At 67.8% G+C, this 16,882-nt stretch carries 13 protein-coding genes; 3 read left to right on the forward strand and 10 right to left on the reverse strand.

The annotated features are described in order from the left end of the window. Positions 1 to 33: 33 nt before the first annotated feature. The 6 genes from A3OK_RS0118205 to leuS all read right to left on the reverse strand — a co-directional run bounded on the left by A3OK_RS0118205 (position 34) and on the right by leuS (position 7,795). Positions 34 to 876 (reverse strand): ParA family protein, encoded by an 843-nt coding sequence (locus A3OK_RS0118205; RefSeq protein ID WP_019906325.1) that lies wholly within the window; start codon positions 874 to 876, stop codon positions 34 to 36. Then, positions 873 to 1,514, reverse strand: a complete 642-nt coding sequence (gene rsmG, locus A3OK_RS0118210) for a 16S rRNA (guanine(527)-N(7))-methyltransferase RsmG (protein WP_026597402.1) — start codon at positions 1,512 to 1,514, stop codon at positions 873 to 875. The genes A3OK_RS0118205 and rsmG overlap by 4 nt, the downstream gene beginning before the upstream one ends. Further along, positions 1,504 to 3,393 carry a tRNA uridine-5-carboxymethylaminomethyl(34) synthesis enzyme MnmG gene (mnmG, locus tag A3OK_RS0118215; RefSeq protein WP_019906327.1) on the reverse strand — a complete coding sequence of 630 codons (1,890 nt, stop codon included), beginning with the start codon at positions 3,391 to 3,393 and terminating at the stop codon, positions 1,504 to 1,506. Before mnmG ends, rsmG begins: the two co-directional genes overlap by 11 nt. Before the next feature lie 92 nt (positions 3,394 to 3,485). Continuing rightward, on the reverse strand, positions 3,486 to 4,517 hold the full coding sequence (holA, locus tag A3OK_RS0118220; RefSeq protein WP_026597403.1) for a DNA polymerase III subunit delta: 1,032 nt from the start codon (positions 4,515 to 4,517) through the stop codon (positions 3,486 to 3,488). Further along, entirely contained in the window at positions 4,514 to 5,065 is a 552-nt protein-coding gene (lptE, locus tag A3OK_RS0118225) for an LPS assembly lipoprotein LptE (protein WP_019906329.1), read from the reverse strand. Before lptE ends, holA begins: the two co-directional genes overlap by 4 nt. Positions 5,066 to 5,194: 129 nt before the next feature. Then, positions 5,195 to 7,795 carry a leucine--tRNA ligase gene (gene leuS, locus A3OK_RS0118230; RefSeq protein ID WP_019906330.1) on the reverse strand — a complete coding sequence of 867 codons (2,601 nt, stop codon included), beginning with the start codon at positions 7,793 to 7,795 and terminating at the stop codon, positions 5,195 to 5,197. A gap of 213 nt (positions 7,796 to 8,008) precedes the next feature. Between leuS and A3OK_RS0118235 the strand changes: the two genes are divergently transcribed. Beyond that, positions 8,009 to 8,728, forward strand: coding sequence for a YggS family pyridoxal phosphate-dependent enzyme (locus A3OK_RS0118235; RefSeq protein WP_019906331.1), 720 nt, complete (start codon positions 8,009 to 8,011; stop codon positions 8,726 to 8,728). A gap of 54 nt (positions 8,729 to 8,782) precedes the next feature. Here A3OK_RS0118235 and A3OK_RS0118240 read toward each other — a convergent pair whose 3' ends face one another. Further along, positions 8,783 to 11,680, reverse strand: coding sequence for a phosphoenolpyruvate carboxylase (locus tag A3OK_RS0118240; RefSeq protein ID WP_026597405.1), 2,898 nt, complete (start codon positions 11,678 to 11,680; stop codon positions 8,783 to 8,785). Between the two features lie 390 nt (positions 11,681 to 12,070). On the opposite strand from A3OK_RS0118240, the gene A3OK_RS0118250 reads away from it, so the two are divergent. Beyond that, positions 12,071 to 12,895, forward strand: a complete 825-nt coding sequence (locus A3OK_RS0118250; RefSeq protein ID WP_245259379.1) for a hypothetical protein — start codon at positions 12,071 to 12,073, stop codon at positions 12,893 to 12,895. 22 nt (positions 12,896 to 12,917) lie between these two features. Then, a complete protein-coding gene (locus A3OK_RS0118255) occupies positions 12,918 to 13,346 on the forward strand; it encodes a cupin domain-containing protein (protein ID WP_019906335.1) in 429 nt (142 codons plus the stop codon). Between the two features lie 36 nt (positions 13,347 to 13,382). Here A3OK_RS0118255 and A3OK_RS0118260 read toward each other — a convergent pair whose 3' ends face one another. From A3OK_RS0118260 to A3OK_RS0118270, 3 genes are all read right to left on the reverse strand, one after another. Next, positions 13,383 to 14,687: an HlyC/CorC family transporter gene (locus A3OK_RS0118260; RefSeq protein ID WP_019906336.1), complete on the reverse strand. Its 1,305-nt coding sequence runs from the start codon at positions 14,685 to 14,687 to the stop codon at positions 13,383 to 13,385. A gap of 203 nt (positions 14,688 to 14,890) precedes the next feature. Next, the gene (gene aroB / locus A3OK_RS0118265; RefSeq protein ID WP_019906337.1) at positions 14,891 to 16,009 is read right to left on the reverse strand and encodes a 3-dehydroquinate synthase; all 1,119 of its coding nucleotides are present in this window, start codon (positions 16,007 to 16,009) and stop codon (positions 14,891 to 14,893) included. Next, positions 16,006 to 16,623 (reverse strand): shikimate kinase, encoded by a 618-nt coding sequence (locus A3OK_RS0118270; protein WP_026597406.1) that lies wholly within the window; start codon positions 16,621 to 16,623, stop codon positions 16,006 to 16,008. Before A3OK_RS0118270 ends, aroB begins: the two co-directional genes overlap by 4 nt. Positions 16,624 to 16,882 lie beyond the last annotated feature (259 nt).

Raw genomic sequence — 16,882 nt, forward strand, 5'->3', positions numbered from 1 at the left:
GTACGCTACACAAACACGAGAAAAACGAGGATTCTACGCCGCCACCGGAAGCCGGCCCTCGCGCTGGATCACTTCCGAGGCCAAGCGCAGATAGGCCTGCGAGCCGGCGCATTTCAGATCGTAGAGCAGCACCGGCTTGCCATGCGACGGGGCCTCCGAAACGCGAACGTTGCGCGGGATCGTGGTCTCGTAGACCTTGTCCCCCAGAAAGCCGCGAACATCGGCCGCGACCTGGTTCGAGAGGTTGTTGCGCGGGTCCACCATCGTCAACACCACGCCCTGGATCGTCAGACGTGGGTTCAGAGCGGCGCGCACCTGCTCGACCGTCCGCAGCAACTGGCTCAATCCTTCGAGGGCGAAGAACTCGCATTGCATCGGAACGAGAACGGCATCCGCGGCCGCCAGCGCGTTGATCGTGAGCAGGTTCAGCGAGGGCGGGCAATCGATCAGTACGTAGGTCACGCCCTCCGTCGCGCCGGTCTTGCCGATATCGGCCATGGCGTTGCGCAGGCGATGGGCTCGGTCGGAGGAGCTCGCCATCTCCAATTCGAGGCCGAGAAGGTCCATCGTGGAGGGGGCGACCAGTAGACGGGGCACGGCGGTCGGTACCACCGCCTGGGCGAGCGAGGCGTCGCCGGCGAGCACATGGTAGGTCGAAACCCTGCGCGAGCGCCGATCGATTCCGAGCCCGGTCGACGCGTTACCCTGCGGATCGAGGTCGATCACCAGCACGCGCTCTCCGATGGCGGCGAGGGCAGTGCCGAGATTGATGGCCGTCGTCGTCTTGCCGACGCCACCCTTCTGGTTGGCCAGCGCGAGCACGCGCAAAGGCCGATCGGGCGTCGCCCTGGAGGCGGAGGAGGGTTCGATGGTCATGAATCCACGCGGGAGAGTGTCGTGACGCGGACGACCCGCGCTTCCGACTCAGTACGGCTCGGCACCAGATCGTAAACGAATCTCCACCGTTGCGCTGCCTCGGTCAATTCCGTCTGTGCATCACGCCCCTTCGGAAACAGGCCGATGGTGCCGGTTGTCAACAGCGGTTCGGTCCAAGCGAGCAACTGGTCCAAAGGGGCGAGGGCGCGGGCGCAGACCACGGCAACGCCGGACAGACTGCCGATCGCGTCCTCGATCCGTACGTTGCGCACGTGTGCCGGTGCTTTGGTCAGGCGCGCGACTTCGGTGAGGAAGGCGCATTTGCGGGCGTTGCTCTCGATCAGGTCGACACGAAATCCAGGCCTGTCCCGACCGGCAATGGCAAGGATCAGCCCCGGGATGCCGGCTCCGGAGCCGAGATCGAGCCAGGTGGTGGCGTCGGGTGCGAGGTCCAAAAGTTGAAGGGCATCGGCAATGTGACGCGTCCAGACCTCGGTGAGGGTAGCCGGACCCACGAGGTTCTTGACGCTCTGCCAACGCCGCAATTGCTCGACATAGAGATCCAATGCGGCGGCTGTTTCACGTGAAACATTCGCCTGGGCGAGAACGCGCGCCCGGTCGTCCGGCTTACCGGCCATGGCTGGCAGCCGAGGCGGAGCGGTCGGCCCGGCGGGCATGCGCCGCCAGCAATGTCAGAGCAGCCGGTGTAACGCCTTCGATCCGGGCGGCTTGACCGAGCGTGCCGGGTCGAATGGCCTCCAGCTTGGCCTGCATCTCGTTCGAGAGGCCCGGAATGGCGGCGTAATCGAGCTTGATCGGAAGGGTCACGGCTTCATCGCGCCGGAAGGCGGCGATGTCGGCGCTCTGTCGGTCGAGATAGACCGCATAGGTCGCGTCCGTTCGAAGCCGGTCGGCGACGCGCGGAGACACCTCCTTCAGCTCGGGCCAGACATCGGCCAAGCGGTCCCAGCCGATTTCAGGGTAGGACAGCAGCTGGAACGCGCTGCGACGGATGCCGTCCTGATTGAGCGCGATGCCATGCCGGGCCGCTGCCGCCGGCGTCAGGCAGAGGCCGTCCAATCGTGCGCGCGCTGCCTCGAGTTCGGTCTGTGAGCGGGCGAAATGCTCGGCTCTCACCGATCCGACGCAGCCGAGCGCGGCACCACGCGGGGTCAGCCGCTCGTCGGCATTGTCCACGCGAAGCGAGAGCCGGTACTCCGAGCGCGAGGTGAACATGCGATAGGGCTCGCTCACCCCATGAGTCACGAGGTCGTCGATCATCACGCCGAGATAAGACTCAGCCCGGTCGAAGCCGGATAAAGCGGATCCGCCGGCGAGACGCGCCGCGTTGATGCCGGCCACGAGACCCTGGCCGGCCGCCTCTTCATAGCCGGTGGTGCCGTTGATCTGTCCGGCGAGGAACAGGCCGGGCAGGCGCTTGGCCTGGAGCGTGGTGTCGAGTTCACGCGGGTCGACGTAATCGTATTCGATCGCGTAGCCGGGCCGTACGATGGCCGCGTGTTCGAGGCCGGGGATCAAGGCGATCAGGTCGCGCTGCACGCTCTCGGGGAGGGCGGTGGAAATGCCGTTGGGATAGACGGTCGGGTCGTCGAGACCCTCAGGCTCGAGGAAGATCTGATGTCCTTCCCGGTCGCCGAAGCGCACAACCTTGTCCTCGATCGACGGGCAATAGCGCGGGCCGCGGCTGCTGATCCCACCGGAATACATCGGCGAGCGATGGAGATTGGCGCGGATGAGATCGTGTACCGCCTGCGTGGTACGAGTGATGCCACACTGGACCTGTGGGGTGGTGATCCGCTCGGTCAGGGTCGAGAACGGCACCGGATCGTCATCCGCCGATTGCATGTCGAGGCCGGACCAATCGATGGTACGGCCGTCGAGGCGGGCAGGGGTACCGGTCTTGAGGCGTCCCAGGGCGAAGCCCAGACGGTCGAGGGTCTGGGCAAGGCCGACCGATGGGCCCTCGCCGACGCGCCCGGCCGGAATCTGGACCTCGCCCATATGGATGAGGCCGCGCAGGAAGGTGCCGGTGGTGAGCACGACCGCTGCGCAGGGTATCGCCCGGCCATCCGCCAGGACCACGCCGGCGATGCGTGCCTTGTCGATCTCGATATCGGCGACTTCGCCCTCGACGACCGTCAGGTTGGCCGTCTCGGCCACGGCTTCCTGCATCGCCCGCGCATAGAGCTTGCGGTCGGCCTGGGTGCGAGGGCCGCGCACGGCCGGTCCCTTGCGCCGATTGAGCAACCGGAACTGGATTCCGGCCGCATCGGCGACACGGCCCATCAGGCCATCGAGCGCATCGACCTCGCGGACGAGGTGGCCCTTGCCAAGCCCGCCAATGGCCGGGTTGCATGACATCGCGCCGATCGTGGCGGCGGAATGGGTGACAAGAGCGGTGCGGGCACCGATGCGGGCGGCCGCGCTGGCGGCTTCCACTCCGGCATGGCCGCCGCCGACCACGACCACGTCGAAGGAGAGACTCGTCTGGGACATGGGGTGATTAGGCGCGGCGGGAGCGAGTCGTCAACGCCGGGCGTGACGGGACAGGCCTTCCCTCGATCGACGATGTACGACCGAAGGCATCGTCACGCTCTTCGACGCGCAGCCTCGGTGGCGATGCGCAGGAGCGTCGCCGACGCATGGGCATGGGCAAGGTCGGGTTGCGCGCGGCGACAGGCTAGCACGGCCTCCTGGAGAAGCTGCACCGCATGGCGCAGGGCGACGGGCGACCACCGCCCGAGCTGGGCCTCGACGATGGATTTGCGGCGAAAGTGCAAGCCGCGCCAATTGCCGACCATCATGCTCGGGCTCTGCCCATCCCCAGCGATCCGCGTCGAGAGAAGGGTGAGGGCATGGCGCAAGGCCGAGCCGAGCATCACCGAGGGATCCATACCCTCGTGGCGAAACCGGCGATAATCACGCTCGACCTCCTCGCTACGGCCGACGAAGGCAGCATCGATCAAGGTATTCAGGACGCTACCGGCGACGTCGCTCACCACCGCCTCGACGTCGTCCAGGCTGATCTCGGTCTGGCCCTTCGCATAGAGAGCGAGCTTCTCGATCTCGGATAAACTGGCCCGGCGGTCGCCACCGAGGCTCATGGCGAGGACGTCCCGTGCCTCGCGGGCGATGCGCAAGCCGTGGTCCTGAAGGGTGCGGTCGATGAGGTCGGCGAGGGTTCGCTCGTCATCGGCGTAGCAGGGCAGCGCGAGAGCCCGGCTCGACTTCTCGCAGAGCGTTCGCAACGGCGCGCTCTTGGCGAGGTCACCCGCCTCCACGACGATGCGGGCGCCGGGGATCTCCGACTTCAGAGCCGCATCCACGGCGGGGGCATAATTGCGGCTTCCCGGCCGGACCCAGATGCTGCGCTGGCCGCCGAACAGGCCGACCGTACCGGCCTCGTCCACGAGGCGGCCGGTATCCGAGGCCAGGATATCGCCATCGATCTTGACCAGTGCGAACGGGTCGGACGGATCGGTGACGAAGCTTTCCGCCAGGCGCTTGGCACGCTCGAACACAAGGCCGGTATCCGGCCCGTAGACGAGGATCACCGCGATCTGCGACGCGGGTCCGCGTCGCAGCAGGGCTTCGATCTCGCCGGCCTTGACGGCGGTCAGGGCTTGGTCACCAGCACGGAGGCGATCCGCGTCTTGATCTGATCTGCCAGGGTCTTGGCCAGACGAATCTCGGCATCGCGGGCCGCACGCAGGGAGGCGAAGCGCTGGATCGAGCGATCATAGGTGGTGGTGGCGACGGCGACACCCTCACTGATGATCTTCGTACCATCGAGGGTCTCGAGGGAGAATCGAATGGTCCCGACCAGGGTGCCGGCCTCGGCACGTCCCGTCTGCGAGGAGACGATCGGAGTCTGGATCGATTCGCTGCCCTGCATCTTCAGCCGGTACCGCTTCGGAGAGGGCTGGCCCGAGCCGTCGAGATCGAAGATCAACTCGCTGCGCAGGTAATGGCCGAGCCGCTCCTGGCCCGATGCGGTCGAGACGTCGTCGACCTGCACCGAGGCGAGGAGGGCGGCCATGGGCTCGCCCGACGCGGTCGGTCCGTAGAGCGGTCGAAAGCAGGCCGACAGGTTGACGGCCATCAGGGAGACCAGCGCGACTTTCGCCGCCCGGGACCGCACCGCCTGTCTCAACCCATGCATCATCATCGCAGCACTGCTCTCCGTCCGGTCTCGCTGTTTACGGCGATCCCGCCCCTCACGTCACCCGTATAAGCGTCAAGCTTTACGATTCCTCTGCGGCAGGACGATGGTCGGATCGGAAGCATGATGCCGCGCTCATACGACGAGGTTCACGATCCGGCCCGGCACCACGATGACCTTGCGCGGCGAGCGGCCTTCGAGAGCCTTCTGGACGGCTTCGTCGGCGAGGACCAGGGCTTCCACCGTTGCCGTATCGGCCGTGCGGGGCACCGTGACATCCGCGCGCTTCTTGCCGTTGAGCTGGACGGGGAGGGTGATCTCGTCCTCGACGAGGAGCGCGCGGTCGACCACGGGCCACGGAGCCTGGGCGACGAGTCCATCGCGTCCGAGGGCCGACCAGCATTCCTCGGCCAGATGCGGCATCATCGGTGCGACGAGCTGCGTGAGGATACCGGCGGCTTCCGTGACCGCGGCACGGGACACCGAGGCCGACCGGATCGCTTCGTCGAGGGCATTCGACAGCGTGTAGATATGCGCGACGCAACGGTTGAAGCGCAGACGCTCCACATCGTCTTCCACCGCCGCGAGGGCCTTGTGAGCCGCCTTGCGCAGGGAGGCATCGGAGCCACCGGTTTCCGAGGTGATCGCGGTCGCGAGCGAAATCAGCCGCCAGACGCGCTGGACGAAGCGGGCCGCGCCCTGCACGCCGTCTTCGGTCCAGATGACGTCGCGCTCCGGTGGTGAATCCGAGAGCATGAACCAGCGGGCGGTGTCGGCGCCGTAGCTCGCGATGATGTCGTCCGGGTCGACCACGTTCTTCTTTGACTTCGACATCTTCTCGATGGAGCCGATGGACACCGGAGCATCTGTTTTCACGTGAAACGCCTGACGCTCGCCGCCATCGGCGGTGATCCGGATATCGGCCGGCTGAACCCAGGCTCCGGCTTCGTCCTTGTAGGTCTCGTGGACGACCATGCCCTGCGTGAACAATCCGGCGAAGGGCTCGGATACGCCGGACCACCCGGTCGCCTGCATCGCGCGGGTGAAGAAGCGGGCGTAGAGCAGGTGGAGGATCGCGTGCTCGATGCCGCCGATATACTGATCCACCGCTAACCAATGATCGACCGCCGCGCGGTCGGTCGGCGCGTCCTGCAGCCACGGTGCGGTAAAGCGCGCGTAGTACCAGGACGAATCGACGAACGTGTCCATCGTATCGGTCTCGCGCCGCGCCGCGCCGCCGCATTGCGGGCAGGGCACGTTGCGCCAGGCATGGTCGCGCTCGAGCGGATTGCCGGGCGTGTCGAAAGAGACCTCGTCCGGCAGCTTCACCGGCAGGTCGGCGACGGGCACTGAGACGGGGCCGCAGGCATCGCAATGGATGATCGGGATCGGGCAGCCCCAGTAGCGCTGGCGCGAGACACCCCAGTCACGCAGGCGGAACTGGACCTTGCGCTGCGCCACGGCCTCGCCGTTCAGAATCTCGCCCTCCAGCCGGTTGGCCACGGCGTGGAAGGCTTCGTCCGTCGTCATGTCGTCGAGGAAACTCGAATTCACCATCCGCCCGTCGCCGTCATAGGCGGTGTCGGTGATGATGAAGCTCGCCGCGTCCTGTCCCTCCGGGCAGACCACGGGCGTATTGCCGAGGCCATACTTGTTGGAGAAATCGAGATCGCGCTGGTCGTGGGCCGGGCAGCCGAACACGGCGCCGGTGCCGTACTCCATCAGCACGAAATTCGCGACGTAGACCGGCAGCAGCCAGGACGGGTCGAGCGGGTGGCGCACCCGCAGGCCCGTGTCGAAGCCGAGCTTCTCGGCGGTATCGATCGCAGCCTGCGCCGTGCCGGTACGGCGGCACTCGTCGATGAAGGTCTGCAACTCGGGGCGTGTCGCGGCGACCGACGCGGCGACCGGGTGATCCGCGGCGATCGCCAGGAACTTGGCGCCGAACAGGGTGTCGGGGCGTGTGGTGTAGACCTTGATCTCGGAGGCCTCACGGCTCCCGCCATCGAGAGCGAACCGGACCTCGAGCCCTTCCGAGCGGCCGATCCAGTTCTTCTGCATGACCCGTACTTTTTCGGGCCAGCGCTCCAGACCGTCCAGGGCGTCATAGAGATCCTGGGCGAAGTCGGTGATCTTGAAGAACCATTGGGTCAGCTCGCGCTGTTCCACCAGCGCGCCCGAGCGCCAGCCGCGCCCGTCGATGACCTGCTCGTTGGCCAGCACGGTGTGGTCCACCGGGTCCCAGTTCACCTTGGCCGTGCGGCGGGTGACGAGGCCCTTGTCGAGGAAGTCGAGGAACATCCGCTGCTGGTGTTTGTAATAATCGGGGTCGCAGGTCGCGATCTCCCGGCTCCAGTCGAGCGACAGGCCCATGCTCTGCAACTGGCCGCGCATGGTGGCGATGTTGGCGTAGGTCCATTCACGCGGGTTGACCTTGCGCTCCATGGCCGCGTTCTCGGCGGGCAGGCCGAAGGCGTCCCAGCCCATCGGGTGAAGCACGGCGAAGCCCTTGGCGCGCTTGTAGCGGGCCACCACGTCGCCCATGGCGTAGTTGCGGACATGCCCCATATGGATGCGCCCCGACGGATAGGGGAACATCTCCAGCACATAGTATTTCGGCCGCGGATCGTCGTTGCGCGTGGCGTAGATGCCTTGCGCGGCCCAGGCCTCCTGCCAGCGCGGCTCGGCATCCTTGGCGTTGTAGCGCTCGGGGGCGGGCGTGGGAGAGGAGGTCATGGTGCGGACTCTGAAAAGTGGGTCAGGCCGGAATATGGGCCATGCCACGCTGGCGAGGCGCCTGACGCAGCGCCGGATCGATTGGATGCCGGACTAGCACGGCACGTTTGCCGGTCAACAGAGCCATGATCGGCGGAGCCCCGCGCTTGCAGCGTGCGTTGCGGGTGATAGGTCAGGCGCAAAGCGCCCTTCCTCCTTCGCTGACGAGACACCATGCCCGACACCTCCCCGCCGAGATACGCTCATCCGAACGCCGCCGACGTCGTCGCCGGCCTGAAGGCCGTGCGCGATAAGATCGTCCAGGCGTCCCATGATTCCGAGCGGGATCCGGCCACGGTCTCGCTGGTCGCCGTGTCGAAGCTCATCGATGCGGAGGGGATCGTGCCGGCCTTGGAGGCGGGGCATCGTGTCTTCGGAGAGAACTACGTTCAGGAATCCAAGGCGAAATGGCCGGCGCTCCGCGAGCGCTTCCCCGATGTCGAGCTTCATCTCGTCGGGCCGCTCCAGTCCAACAAGGCCCGCGAGGCGGTGGAATTGTTCGACGTGATCCACGCCCTCGACCGGCTGTCGCTGGCGGCGGCCCTGGCGAAGGAGATCGAGCGCACGGGTCGGACGCCGAAGTTGCTGGTTCAGGTCAATACCGGGGATGAACCGCAGAAGGCCGGGGTGTCGCCCTCGCAGGTCGACGTTCTCCTCAGCGAATGTCGCGAGACCCATGGCCTCGCGATCAATGGGCTGATGTGCATTCCGCCGGCCGACGCGCCGCCCTCGGCGCATTTCGCCCTGCTGGCGCGGATCGCCGAGCGCCACAACCTGCCCATCCTCTCCATGGGCATGAGCGCCGATTATCCGGCCGCGATCCAGATGGGCGCGACCCATATTCGCGTCGGCACCGCGATCTTCGGTGAAAGGCCGCGCCCGGCGGGAGCCTGAGGCGGCTTCGCCGAACCCCCCTGGCGCTCGCTTCGGTCGTAGCGGCGAGGTCGGCTACCCGAACGCGCCGACCTCATGCTGGATCATGCCGGAGAGTTCGCGGACGCGGGCGAAGGACTGGCGGATCGGACCGAAGATCGTCGTGTGTTCCGATTCGTAGGTGCCGACGTCGCGCGGGCCGGCCGGCTCGCCGAAATTGAGGCCGAGCGTCGGGTCCGGCGTGATCGGGAAGATCTCGTCGAGCATGGCGAGGCAGCCGTCGATATCGAGGCGCAGGAAGCGCTCGATCAATTGCTCGCGGGTGATGCCCGATTGCGGGCGGAAGCCCGGAATATGCACGGCGAGGAACCAGATCCTGTGGATCAGGGCGAGGCGCAGGGCGTGCAGCATGGTCAGCCGCACCGACATCTTGCCGAGATCGGGCGCGGCCGCCTGCAGGCTCAGCCAGTCGCTGGTGAGGCGGCCGAACAGGCGGCGAAGGTCGGGTGCGAGACGCAGGCGATCGAGGGCAGTCGCGATGACGAGGAGTTCGTCGCGCCGGTCGTCCCGCTGGGTCCGTCTCGCCCGCTCCAGCCACATCGCCGGATCGAGCGTGTCGATATAGGCGCGCAGCACGTCGAGGTCGCCCACCGCCGAGGCGTGCTGGGCCAACCGGAAGGCACGTGAGAACCGGACCGAATCGCGGCGCATGTCGCGGAACAGGTCGGGCGCGCGGCTTGCCGCCCGGCCGAGGCCATGCAGCGAATTCGCGAGATAGCCGAGCTGGTGCAGGATCGCGTTGTTGGGGATCGCCCGCATCTGGCGCGGATGCGTGATCATGCTGGGGCCGCCGCCATCCGTCTGGCGGGCCACGGGACGCGAGCCGGTGCGATCGAGCAGGCTCGGGCCGAACGTGCCGAGAAGGGCCGCATAGCCGGGATCGTCCACCAGCGCCTCCATGTCCTGGCGGGCGACGGTGAAGAATTCGGCGGCGAAATCGGCCTCGCCATAGATCGGGTCGTCGGTCTCGTCGGCACCCGGCGCGTCGGACAGGACATAGTCGGCGAAGGAATCGTCGTCGGCGACATCGAAGGCGAAGACGTGCTCGGCGATCCGCTCCACCGTCGAGCGCGCGAGCGCCTGCGTCCCGAACATCAGGTAGCCGTCCGAACCCTGGAAACTCGATTCGAGGCGGACCTTGATCCCGGCCTTGCGGTTCTTGTGGCGCGAATCCTCCGGCGCGAGATAGGCGAGGCGGTCACGCAGGGAGGTCGGATGCGCGCCGCGCCCGATCGATTCGCCATGCGTGTCGAAGATCGCGAGCTCGACGCCGGTGAGGTCGTTCTGCGCCATCAGGTCGGTGATGCGCAGACGCAGCCGCTCGATCCAGAAGCTCGCGGCGAGCTGACCGACGTAGCGGCCCGAATCCGAATAGCCGAACTGCACGGTCAGCCGGCCGATGCGCTTGAGGTAGGCACGCCAATGCGGGTTGCGCAGAGCGTCGTCGAGCACGCGGATGCCCTGTTCCAGGGCACTCGCCGTCTCGAAGAGCGGCGTGATCTCGACCTTGTCGGCGATGCCGTAATGCCGGGCCAGCCAGAGTGCGGCGAGCAACGTATAGCCGGTCTCCGTCTCGGCGATGAGGAAGCGCACCGGATGGCTGCCGTCCACATGCTTGAGGATCTGCGCGATCGTCATCATCAGCCGCGCGGCCGAGGCGCGTTCGGCGGCCAGCGCTCCGAAATCGACGGCCACCGGATGCACGTCGTTGAGCAGCGCGTGGATGGTGGAGAGGTGCGAGCGGCGCTGGGCCGCATCCGTCGGCTCGCCTTCGAGGTCGATGACCCGGCGGACGGCATTGTGGATCTGGCTGGCGTTGAGCCGGAAATGCGGTAGGGCGTTCGACAGGCCATGGGTGGCGATGCCGGAGCGCAGGAGCGCGATGGCACGCTTGTCCTCGTCGCTCTCGACGCCTCCGAGCGCGCCGGCGAGGCCTGCCAGGATCGGACCGGAATCGGTCTGCGCCCGCTCGCGCTCGATGATGAGCGCCAGGGCGAAGCGGTGGACCGCCTCAAGCGAGGGTTTGGTGCCGAGGCGCGGTGCGACGGCGAGCTGCCGGTTCACGGCCGCCAGCGCGCCCTGCGTCAGGTCGCGCACCACCTTGGTGGCCGGCACGTCGGGCAGGTGGCGCATCACCCGGTCGAGCTGCATGCGCTTCGATTCCAGGCGGTAGCGCACGGTGTCCCACCAGCCGATATCGGTGCGCCCGTCGGTGTCGCAGCCGACCCAGGATGCAATGGCGAAGGGCTTGGGCACCAGTTCGGTCCAGCGGTCGGGCCAGCGCGCACGGGCGGCGTCGAGGAGGGCGGCGTTGAAGCTGTCCAGGGCCGTGCGGCCGTGATTGGCGGCGAGGCAGGCCTGTTCGAACTCGTCGTCGAGGCTGATCTTGGCATCCGGCCGCGTCGAGAGGGCGGCGGCCTTCTCCATCAGGGGCAGGCGCGCGACCGCCTTGTCCTGGGACGCGGCCTCCGCGATCAGCGCGGCGACGGCCTTCGGCATGCCGAAGGTCGGGTGGGCGGTGAAGACCACGGCAAAGCCGGTGCGCCCGACGAGATCGCGAAAGGTCTCGAAATCGCCCGTCCCTTTCGGGATCGCGGCCACCAGGCGCGCGGGCATCGTGGCGTCCGCCGATGCGTGAGCGTCGTGATCCAGCCCGACATAGCCGCGCAGGCGTTCGGCCCGAGCGACCAGGGATTGCAGCCGCAGCCGGGCGAACAGACTGTCGAGATCATCCTCGCCGATCTCCTCGCGGTCGAAGCGGCGGGTGATCGCGAGCGTCACCGCGAGGACGGGATTGCGGAACGGATCCTCGCTCGCCCGCTCACGAGATTCCTCGATCAGGGCGATCAGGTCCTGTTCCAGCTCACCGGAATCGGGAACCGCATGGGCTGGGCTGCGGTCAAGCATGCGCATCGATCGACCTTGTCTGGGCAGAAGAAGAGCTGGGTGGTCGTGAAGTCGAACCGTCTTAGATCAGGTTGAGCGTCGGTCTGGCGACAATGGGCGCATGACGATCCGCCATCCACCGCCGGATGGCCTTGTCGGCCAGCGTCTTCGCGGTGCAAGTCCAATCCGTCCGCATGGTTTCGGCTCCGCATCCCATCGACGCAAGGGGTTGGACACGACGCAAGGACCGTTCCGGCATGCGCGCCTCGGGCGTCGGCCTTCCGCTCTTGTGCGAAAGCGCTCGTCGCATACGCGCCGAATGGCCCGGGAGGCGCGGCAAGTGCTTCGCGATGCGCGACGAGTGGATGCAACCGCGCTCCGCCTGGGGTAACCCTCGGGACCATGCAGATCCCGTCGATGCCGCCTTTCCCCCCCGGCAATCCTCCCTCCACGCTTCGGCCGGGGACGGTGCGGCCCGCGAGCCGCCTCGTTCTCGCCTCCTGCGCCGCTCTCCTGTGCGTGACGCTGGGAGGCGCTTCCGCCCTCGCCCAGGAGGATGCGGCCGCGCCGACGGGCGAAGTCGAGACTCCGGCCGCGAAACCGAAACCGAAGCCAAAACCCAAGCCGAAGCCGAAACCCGTCGCGAAGCCCGTCGATCCGGCGGAGGCCGTCCCTGCCACGCCCTTCGCGATGCCGGCGGCCAAACTCGCCCCCGTGAAGCTGCCGGAACTGATCGTGGTCTGCGACAACGGCCAGGCCGCCTTCTACGAGGGCGAGGGCGCCGTCTCGCTATGGGTGACGCGCAGTGGCGCCATCACCGTCGACAACCCGCTGCGCCCCCTGACACCGGAGACGACGCGCGTGCTCCAGGTCGTCATCGGCAACAAGGCCGCCACAGCCTTCGGCCCCGACCTCCTGGCCCTGCGCAGGGGCGGAAGCCCGGCCGCTCTCGAGGCGACAACGGGCGGCCCGGTGCGCTGGGACGAGCAGCTCACGGTGCTGCCCGAATTTCTCAACATCGTCTCCGAGGCCGGCGAGGTTCTGGCGCGGCTCGATTACCGCCGCTGCGGCGATGCGCCGGAGGTGAAGGTGGCCCCGGTCGCCAAGGTGAAGGCCAAGCCCGTCGCGAAGTCGCCGCGTCCGCCCAAGGCCCCCGCCGCCGAGGGGGCGGGACGAGGGGAGGGGGCCGCCCCGCGCGGTCTGCAGGTGCCGCAGGGCGCCATTCCGGCGCCGCAACCGTGATCGACGCGACGAGGGGACCGACATGAACGCTGCCGAGGTGATCGCCAGACTGGGGCTGCAGCCCCACCCGGAGGGCGGCCATTACCGCGAGACCTTTCGCGATCCGATGGAGATCGACGGTCGCTCGGTGGGAAGCGCGATCTACTACCTGCTCGATCTCGGCGAGACCTCCGAATGGCACCGGGTCGATGCCGCCGAGATCTGGTTCTGGCATGCCGGCGCGCCGATGGTGATCACCACGAGCCCGAACGGGCACGACGCCGCCGCCACCTATCTCGGCCCCGACCTCAGCCATGGGCAGCAGCCGCAGATCGTGGTGCCGGCGGGCCATTGGCAGACCGCCACGAGCCTGGGCGCATGGACGCTGGTGAGCTGTACCGTGTCCCCGGCCTTCCGGTTCGAAGGCTTCGAGATGGCGCCTCCCGGCTGGCGGCCGATGCCACGGGGGTAGGGCGCGCGCGGGGACGATCCCTCGCGATCCGGCCTCCTACCCCTCTTCCTCATCCTTTTTCGTGATCATCGGCACGAGCGGCGTGATGCGCAGCGAGGTGATGCGGTTCTTGGCCTTGCGCAGAACCTGGAACCGGAAGCCGTGGAAGTTGAACGCGGTGCCGGTATCCGGGATGGCCCGCGCCTCGTGGATGACGAGGCCGGCGATGGTCGTGGCCTCCTCGTCGGGCAGGTTCCAGTCCATGGCGCGGTTGAGGTCGCGGATGGCGACGGAGCCGTCGGCATTCACCGAGCCATCGCCCTGGGGCCGCACGCCCGAGACCGCGACGTCGTGCTCGTCGGCGATGTCGCCGACGATCTCTTCCAGGATGTCCTCCAGGGTCACGAGGCCCATCACCTCGCCGTACTCGTCGACGACGAGGGCGAAATGCGTCTTCTTGGTGAGGAAGGCCTTCAACTGGTCGCGGAGCGACGTCGTGTCGGGCACGAACCAGGTCTCCAGAGCCAAGGCCTCGACCTTGAGACCCGACGCGTCGCCCCCGGCGGCGTCCAGCGCGCGCAGCAGATCCTTGGCGTGCAGCACCCCGACGATGTTCTCCGACGTGCCGCGCCAGAGCGGCATGCGGGTGTAGGGGGAGGCCAGCACCTCCCGCACGATCTCCTCGGAGGGAAGATCGGCGTTGATGGTGCGCATTTTTGTGCGGTGCACCATCACTTCGGAAACGGTCAGTTCGTGCAGGTCGAGAAGCCCGCCGAGCATGTCGCGCTCGGCTTTGGCGACGCCGCCTTCACGATGAAGCAGGGCGACCTGTCCACGGATCTCCTCGGTCGGCGACAGGATCGATTGATGATCGCCGATGGTGATGCCGAAGGGGCGCAGCATCAGCCGCACCAGATTCTCGATCGCGATGGCCGCCGGCCCGAGGAGCGCCACCGCGAAGGCGACCGGACGCGCCATGACCAGGGCGGCCTGATCCGGCTTGTTGATGGCGAGGGTCTTCGGCAGCACTTCGGCGAAGACGATGACCAGCACCGACATCACCCCAGTGGCGTAGAGCACGCCGCTCTTGCCGAAGATCGTGGTCAGCACGCTGGTGGTGAAGGCGGAGGCCCCGATGGCGACGATGTTGTAGCCGATGAGCATGGCGCCGATGAACCGCTCGCGCGAGGCGAGAATGCGGTTCACGAGGCGCGCCCGCAGGTCGCCGCCATTCTCCAGAGAGAGCATCCGTGCCCGCGAGGCGGCGGTGAAGGCGGTCTCGGCCCCGGCGAAGAAGGCCGAGAGCAGCAGCGACATCACCACGATGCTCGCGGCGAGCCAGAGGTCGGTATGCGTGTCCATCAGGAGGTCGTCGCACCAAGCCGCGCCATCCCGGCACGGTGCCGGTTTTGGGAAGGCCTTCTCTTATACCAATGAGCGGCCGAATCGATCCTGCGGTTCGGATCGCGGATCCGCTGCTCGCGGGAGGCACTGCTTCGGCGCGCGGCGCGACGAGGCCGCCCGCTTTCGGGTGTCATGCTGGGCGAGGGAACGGCGGACGCGGCTCAATCCGCCCGGAATTCGTCTTCGAGGAAGGCCCGCACCTCGGCTCGGTCGATGCCCGGTGCGATGAAGCTCCGGCCGATCCCGCGGGCGAGGATGAAGGTCAGCGCTCCGTCGCGGACCTTCTTGTCCTGGGCCATGGCCTCGAGGAGGGAATCGGCGTTGCCGCATCCGCCGGGGACGGCCTGGAGCCGGGTGGGCAGGCCGGCCAGCGCCAGATGGTTGGCGACGCGGCCGGCATCCTGGCCCGGGCAGAGTCCGAGCCGGGCCGAGAAGCGGAACGCCAGCGCCAGGCCGATCGCCACGCCCTCGCCATGGACGAGGCGGGCGGATTCGTAGCCCGTGAGACGTTCCAGGGCGTGGCCGAACGTGTGCCCGAGGTTGAGCAGAGCGCGCTCGCCATCCTCGCGCTCGTCGCGCACCACCACGCCGGCCTTGGCCCGGCAGCAGATCGCCACCGCCTCGTCGCGCTCCGGGCCGCCGGAGAAGATGCCGGACCAGTTGGCCTCGCACCAGTCGAAGAAGCCGGCATCGGCGATGAGCCCGTATTTCGCCACTTCGGCATAGCCGGCGCGCATCTCGCGCTCGGACAGGGTGTCGAGGGTGCTGGTATCGGCGAGGACCAGGCGCGGCTGATGGAAGGCGCCGATCAGGTTCTTGCCCAGGGGCGAGTTGATGCCGGTCTTGCCGCCCACCGAGGAATCGACCTGGGACAGCAGGGTCGTCGGCGCCTGGACGAAGCGCACGCCGCGCCTCAGGGTCGCCGCCGCGAAACCCGCGAGATCGCCGACGACACCGCCGCCGAGGGCCACGACGAGGTCGTTGCGCTCGATCCTGTGGGCGAGGAGGCCGTCGCAGACCTGCGCATAGGTGGCGTAGCTCTTCGAGGCCTCGCCGGGCGCGACGACGACGAGGCCGGAGCGCAGGCCTGCCGCCTCCAGGCTCTCGCGCAGGCGCTCGCCATAGAGCGCCGACACGGTCTCGTCGGTGACGATGGCGGCGGCTCGGGCCCCGAGGGCGGCCACGCGTACGCCGGCTTCGGCGAGGAGGCCGCGACCGATATGGATGTCGTAGTCACGGCCCTGGTCGAGGGGGACGTGGACCGTCTGTCCGTCACTCACTGCGCGGCGACGCCTTGGTTCGAGGGGCCGTTGAGATAGGCATCGAGGGCCTCCATCACGTCCTCCACCACGCGATCATGGGAGACGTCGCGCGAGGGGATCATCACGTCGGCACTGCCATAGACGGGGTGCCGGATCTCCATCAACTGCCGCATCGTCTCTTCCGGGTCTTCGGTCTGGAGCAGGGGGCGGTTGCCGCGCTTGCGCACGCGGCGCATCAGCACGTCGAGTTCCGCCTTCAGCCAGACCGAGACCCCGCCCTGGGCGATGCGGGCCCGCGTCGCCTCGCGCATGAAGGCGCCGCCGCCGGTGGCCAGCACCAGGGGGCCCTCACGGATGAGACGGGCGATGACACGCTCCTCGCCTTCGCGGAAACTCGGCTCGCCGTAGATGGCGAAGATATCGGGGATGGTGAGCTTGGCCGCGGCCTCGATCTCGTTGTCGGCATCCTTGAACATCAGCCCGAGCCGGGTCGCCAGACGCCGACCCACCGTGCTCTTTCCCGCGCCCATGAGACCGACGAGCACGATCGAGCGCGCGCCGAGCGCGCGGCGGAGCCTGACTTCGATGGGATCGCCGGCGATGTCGCCTCCCGCTGGCTCGGTCTCGGTCATCGTTGGAATCTTGATATGCCCTTTCATCCGATCCTAGCGCGTTTCACCGTCCGGGCGAAGCGAGGCTGTAAGGCGCGGCACGATTCTTAAGCGGCGCCGGTGCTTCATGCCCGGCGAAGCCGCCTGCCGCTCGCCGGCCACGAACTCCTGCGGCGCAAACTGTGACCCCGAAGTCCTTGCCATCGCGCGCCCGGCGTGATGCAAACCCTTGGCTTGGCAGTGCAACCCTCGCCCGCCAGATCCACCCGCCGACGCCGCG

Origin of the sequence: Methylobacterium sp. 77, assembly GCF_000372825.1 — a bacterium.
In the GTDB taxonomy this organism is placed as follows: domain Bacteria; phylum Pseudomonadota; class Alphaproteobacteria; order Rhizobiales; family Beijerinckiaceae; genus Methylobacterium.

Bases quoted from the DNA above. Each gene is read 5' to 3' on its own strand.
- A3OK_RS0118270 (WP_026597406.1), bottom strand. From the start codon at position 16,623: ATGACCGAGACCGAGCCAGCGGGAGGCGACATCGCCGGCGATCCCATC.
- mnmG (WP_019906327.1), bottom strand. From the start codon at position 3,393: ATGTCCCAGACGAGTCTCTCCTTCGACGTGGTCGTGGTCGGCGGCGGC.
- leuS (WP_019906330.1), bottom strand. From the start codon at position 7,795: ATGACCTCCTCTCCCACGCCCGCCCCCGAGCGCTACAACGCCAAGGAT.
- lptE (WP_019906329.1), bottom strand. From the start codon at position 5,065: ATGATGATGCATGGGTTGAGACAGGCGGTGCGGTCCCGGGCGGCGAAA.
- A3OK_RS0118260 (WP_019906336.1), bottom strand. From the start codon at position 14,687: ATGGACACGCATACCGACCTCTGGCTCGCCGCGAGCATCGTGGTGATG.
- A3OK_RS0118205 (WP_019906325.1), bottom strand. From the start codon at position 876: ATGACCATCGAACCCTCCTCCGCCTCCAGGGCGACGCCCGATCGGCCT.
- A3OK_RS0118240 (WP_026597405.1), bottom strand. From the start codon at position 11,680: ATGCGCATGCTTGACCGCAGCCCAGCCCATGCGGTTCCCGATTCCGGT.
- rsmG (WP_026597402.1), bottom strand. From the start codon at position 1,514: ATGGCCGGTAAGCCGGACGACCGGGCGCGCGTTCTCGCCCAGGCGAAT.
- A3OK_RS0118250 (WP_245259379.1), top strand. From the start codon at position 12,071: ATGCCGCCTTTCCCCCCCGGCAATCCTCCCTCCACGCTTCGGCCGGGG.
- A3OK_RS0118235 (WP_019906331.1), top strand. From the start codon at position 8,009: ATGCCCGACACCTCCCCGCCGAGATACGCTCATCCGAACGCCGCCGAC.
- A3OK_RS0118255 (WP_019906335.1), top strand. From the start codon at position 12,918: ATGAACGCTGCCGAGGTGATCGCCAGACTGGGGCTGCAGCCCCACCCG.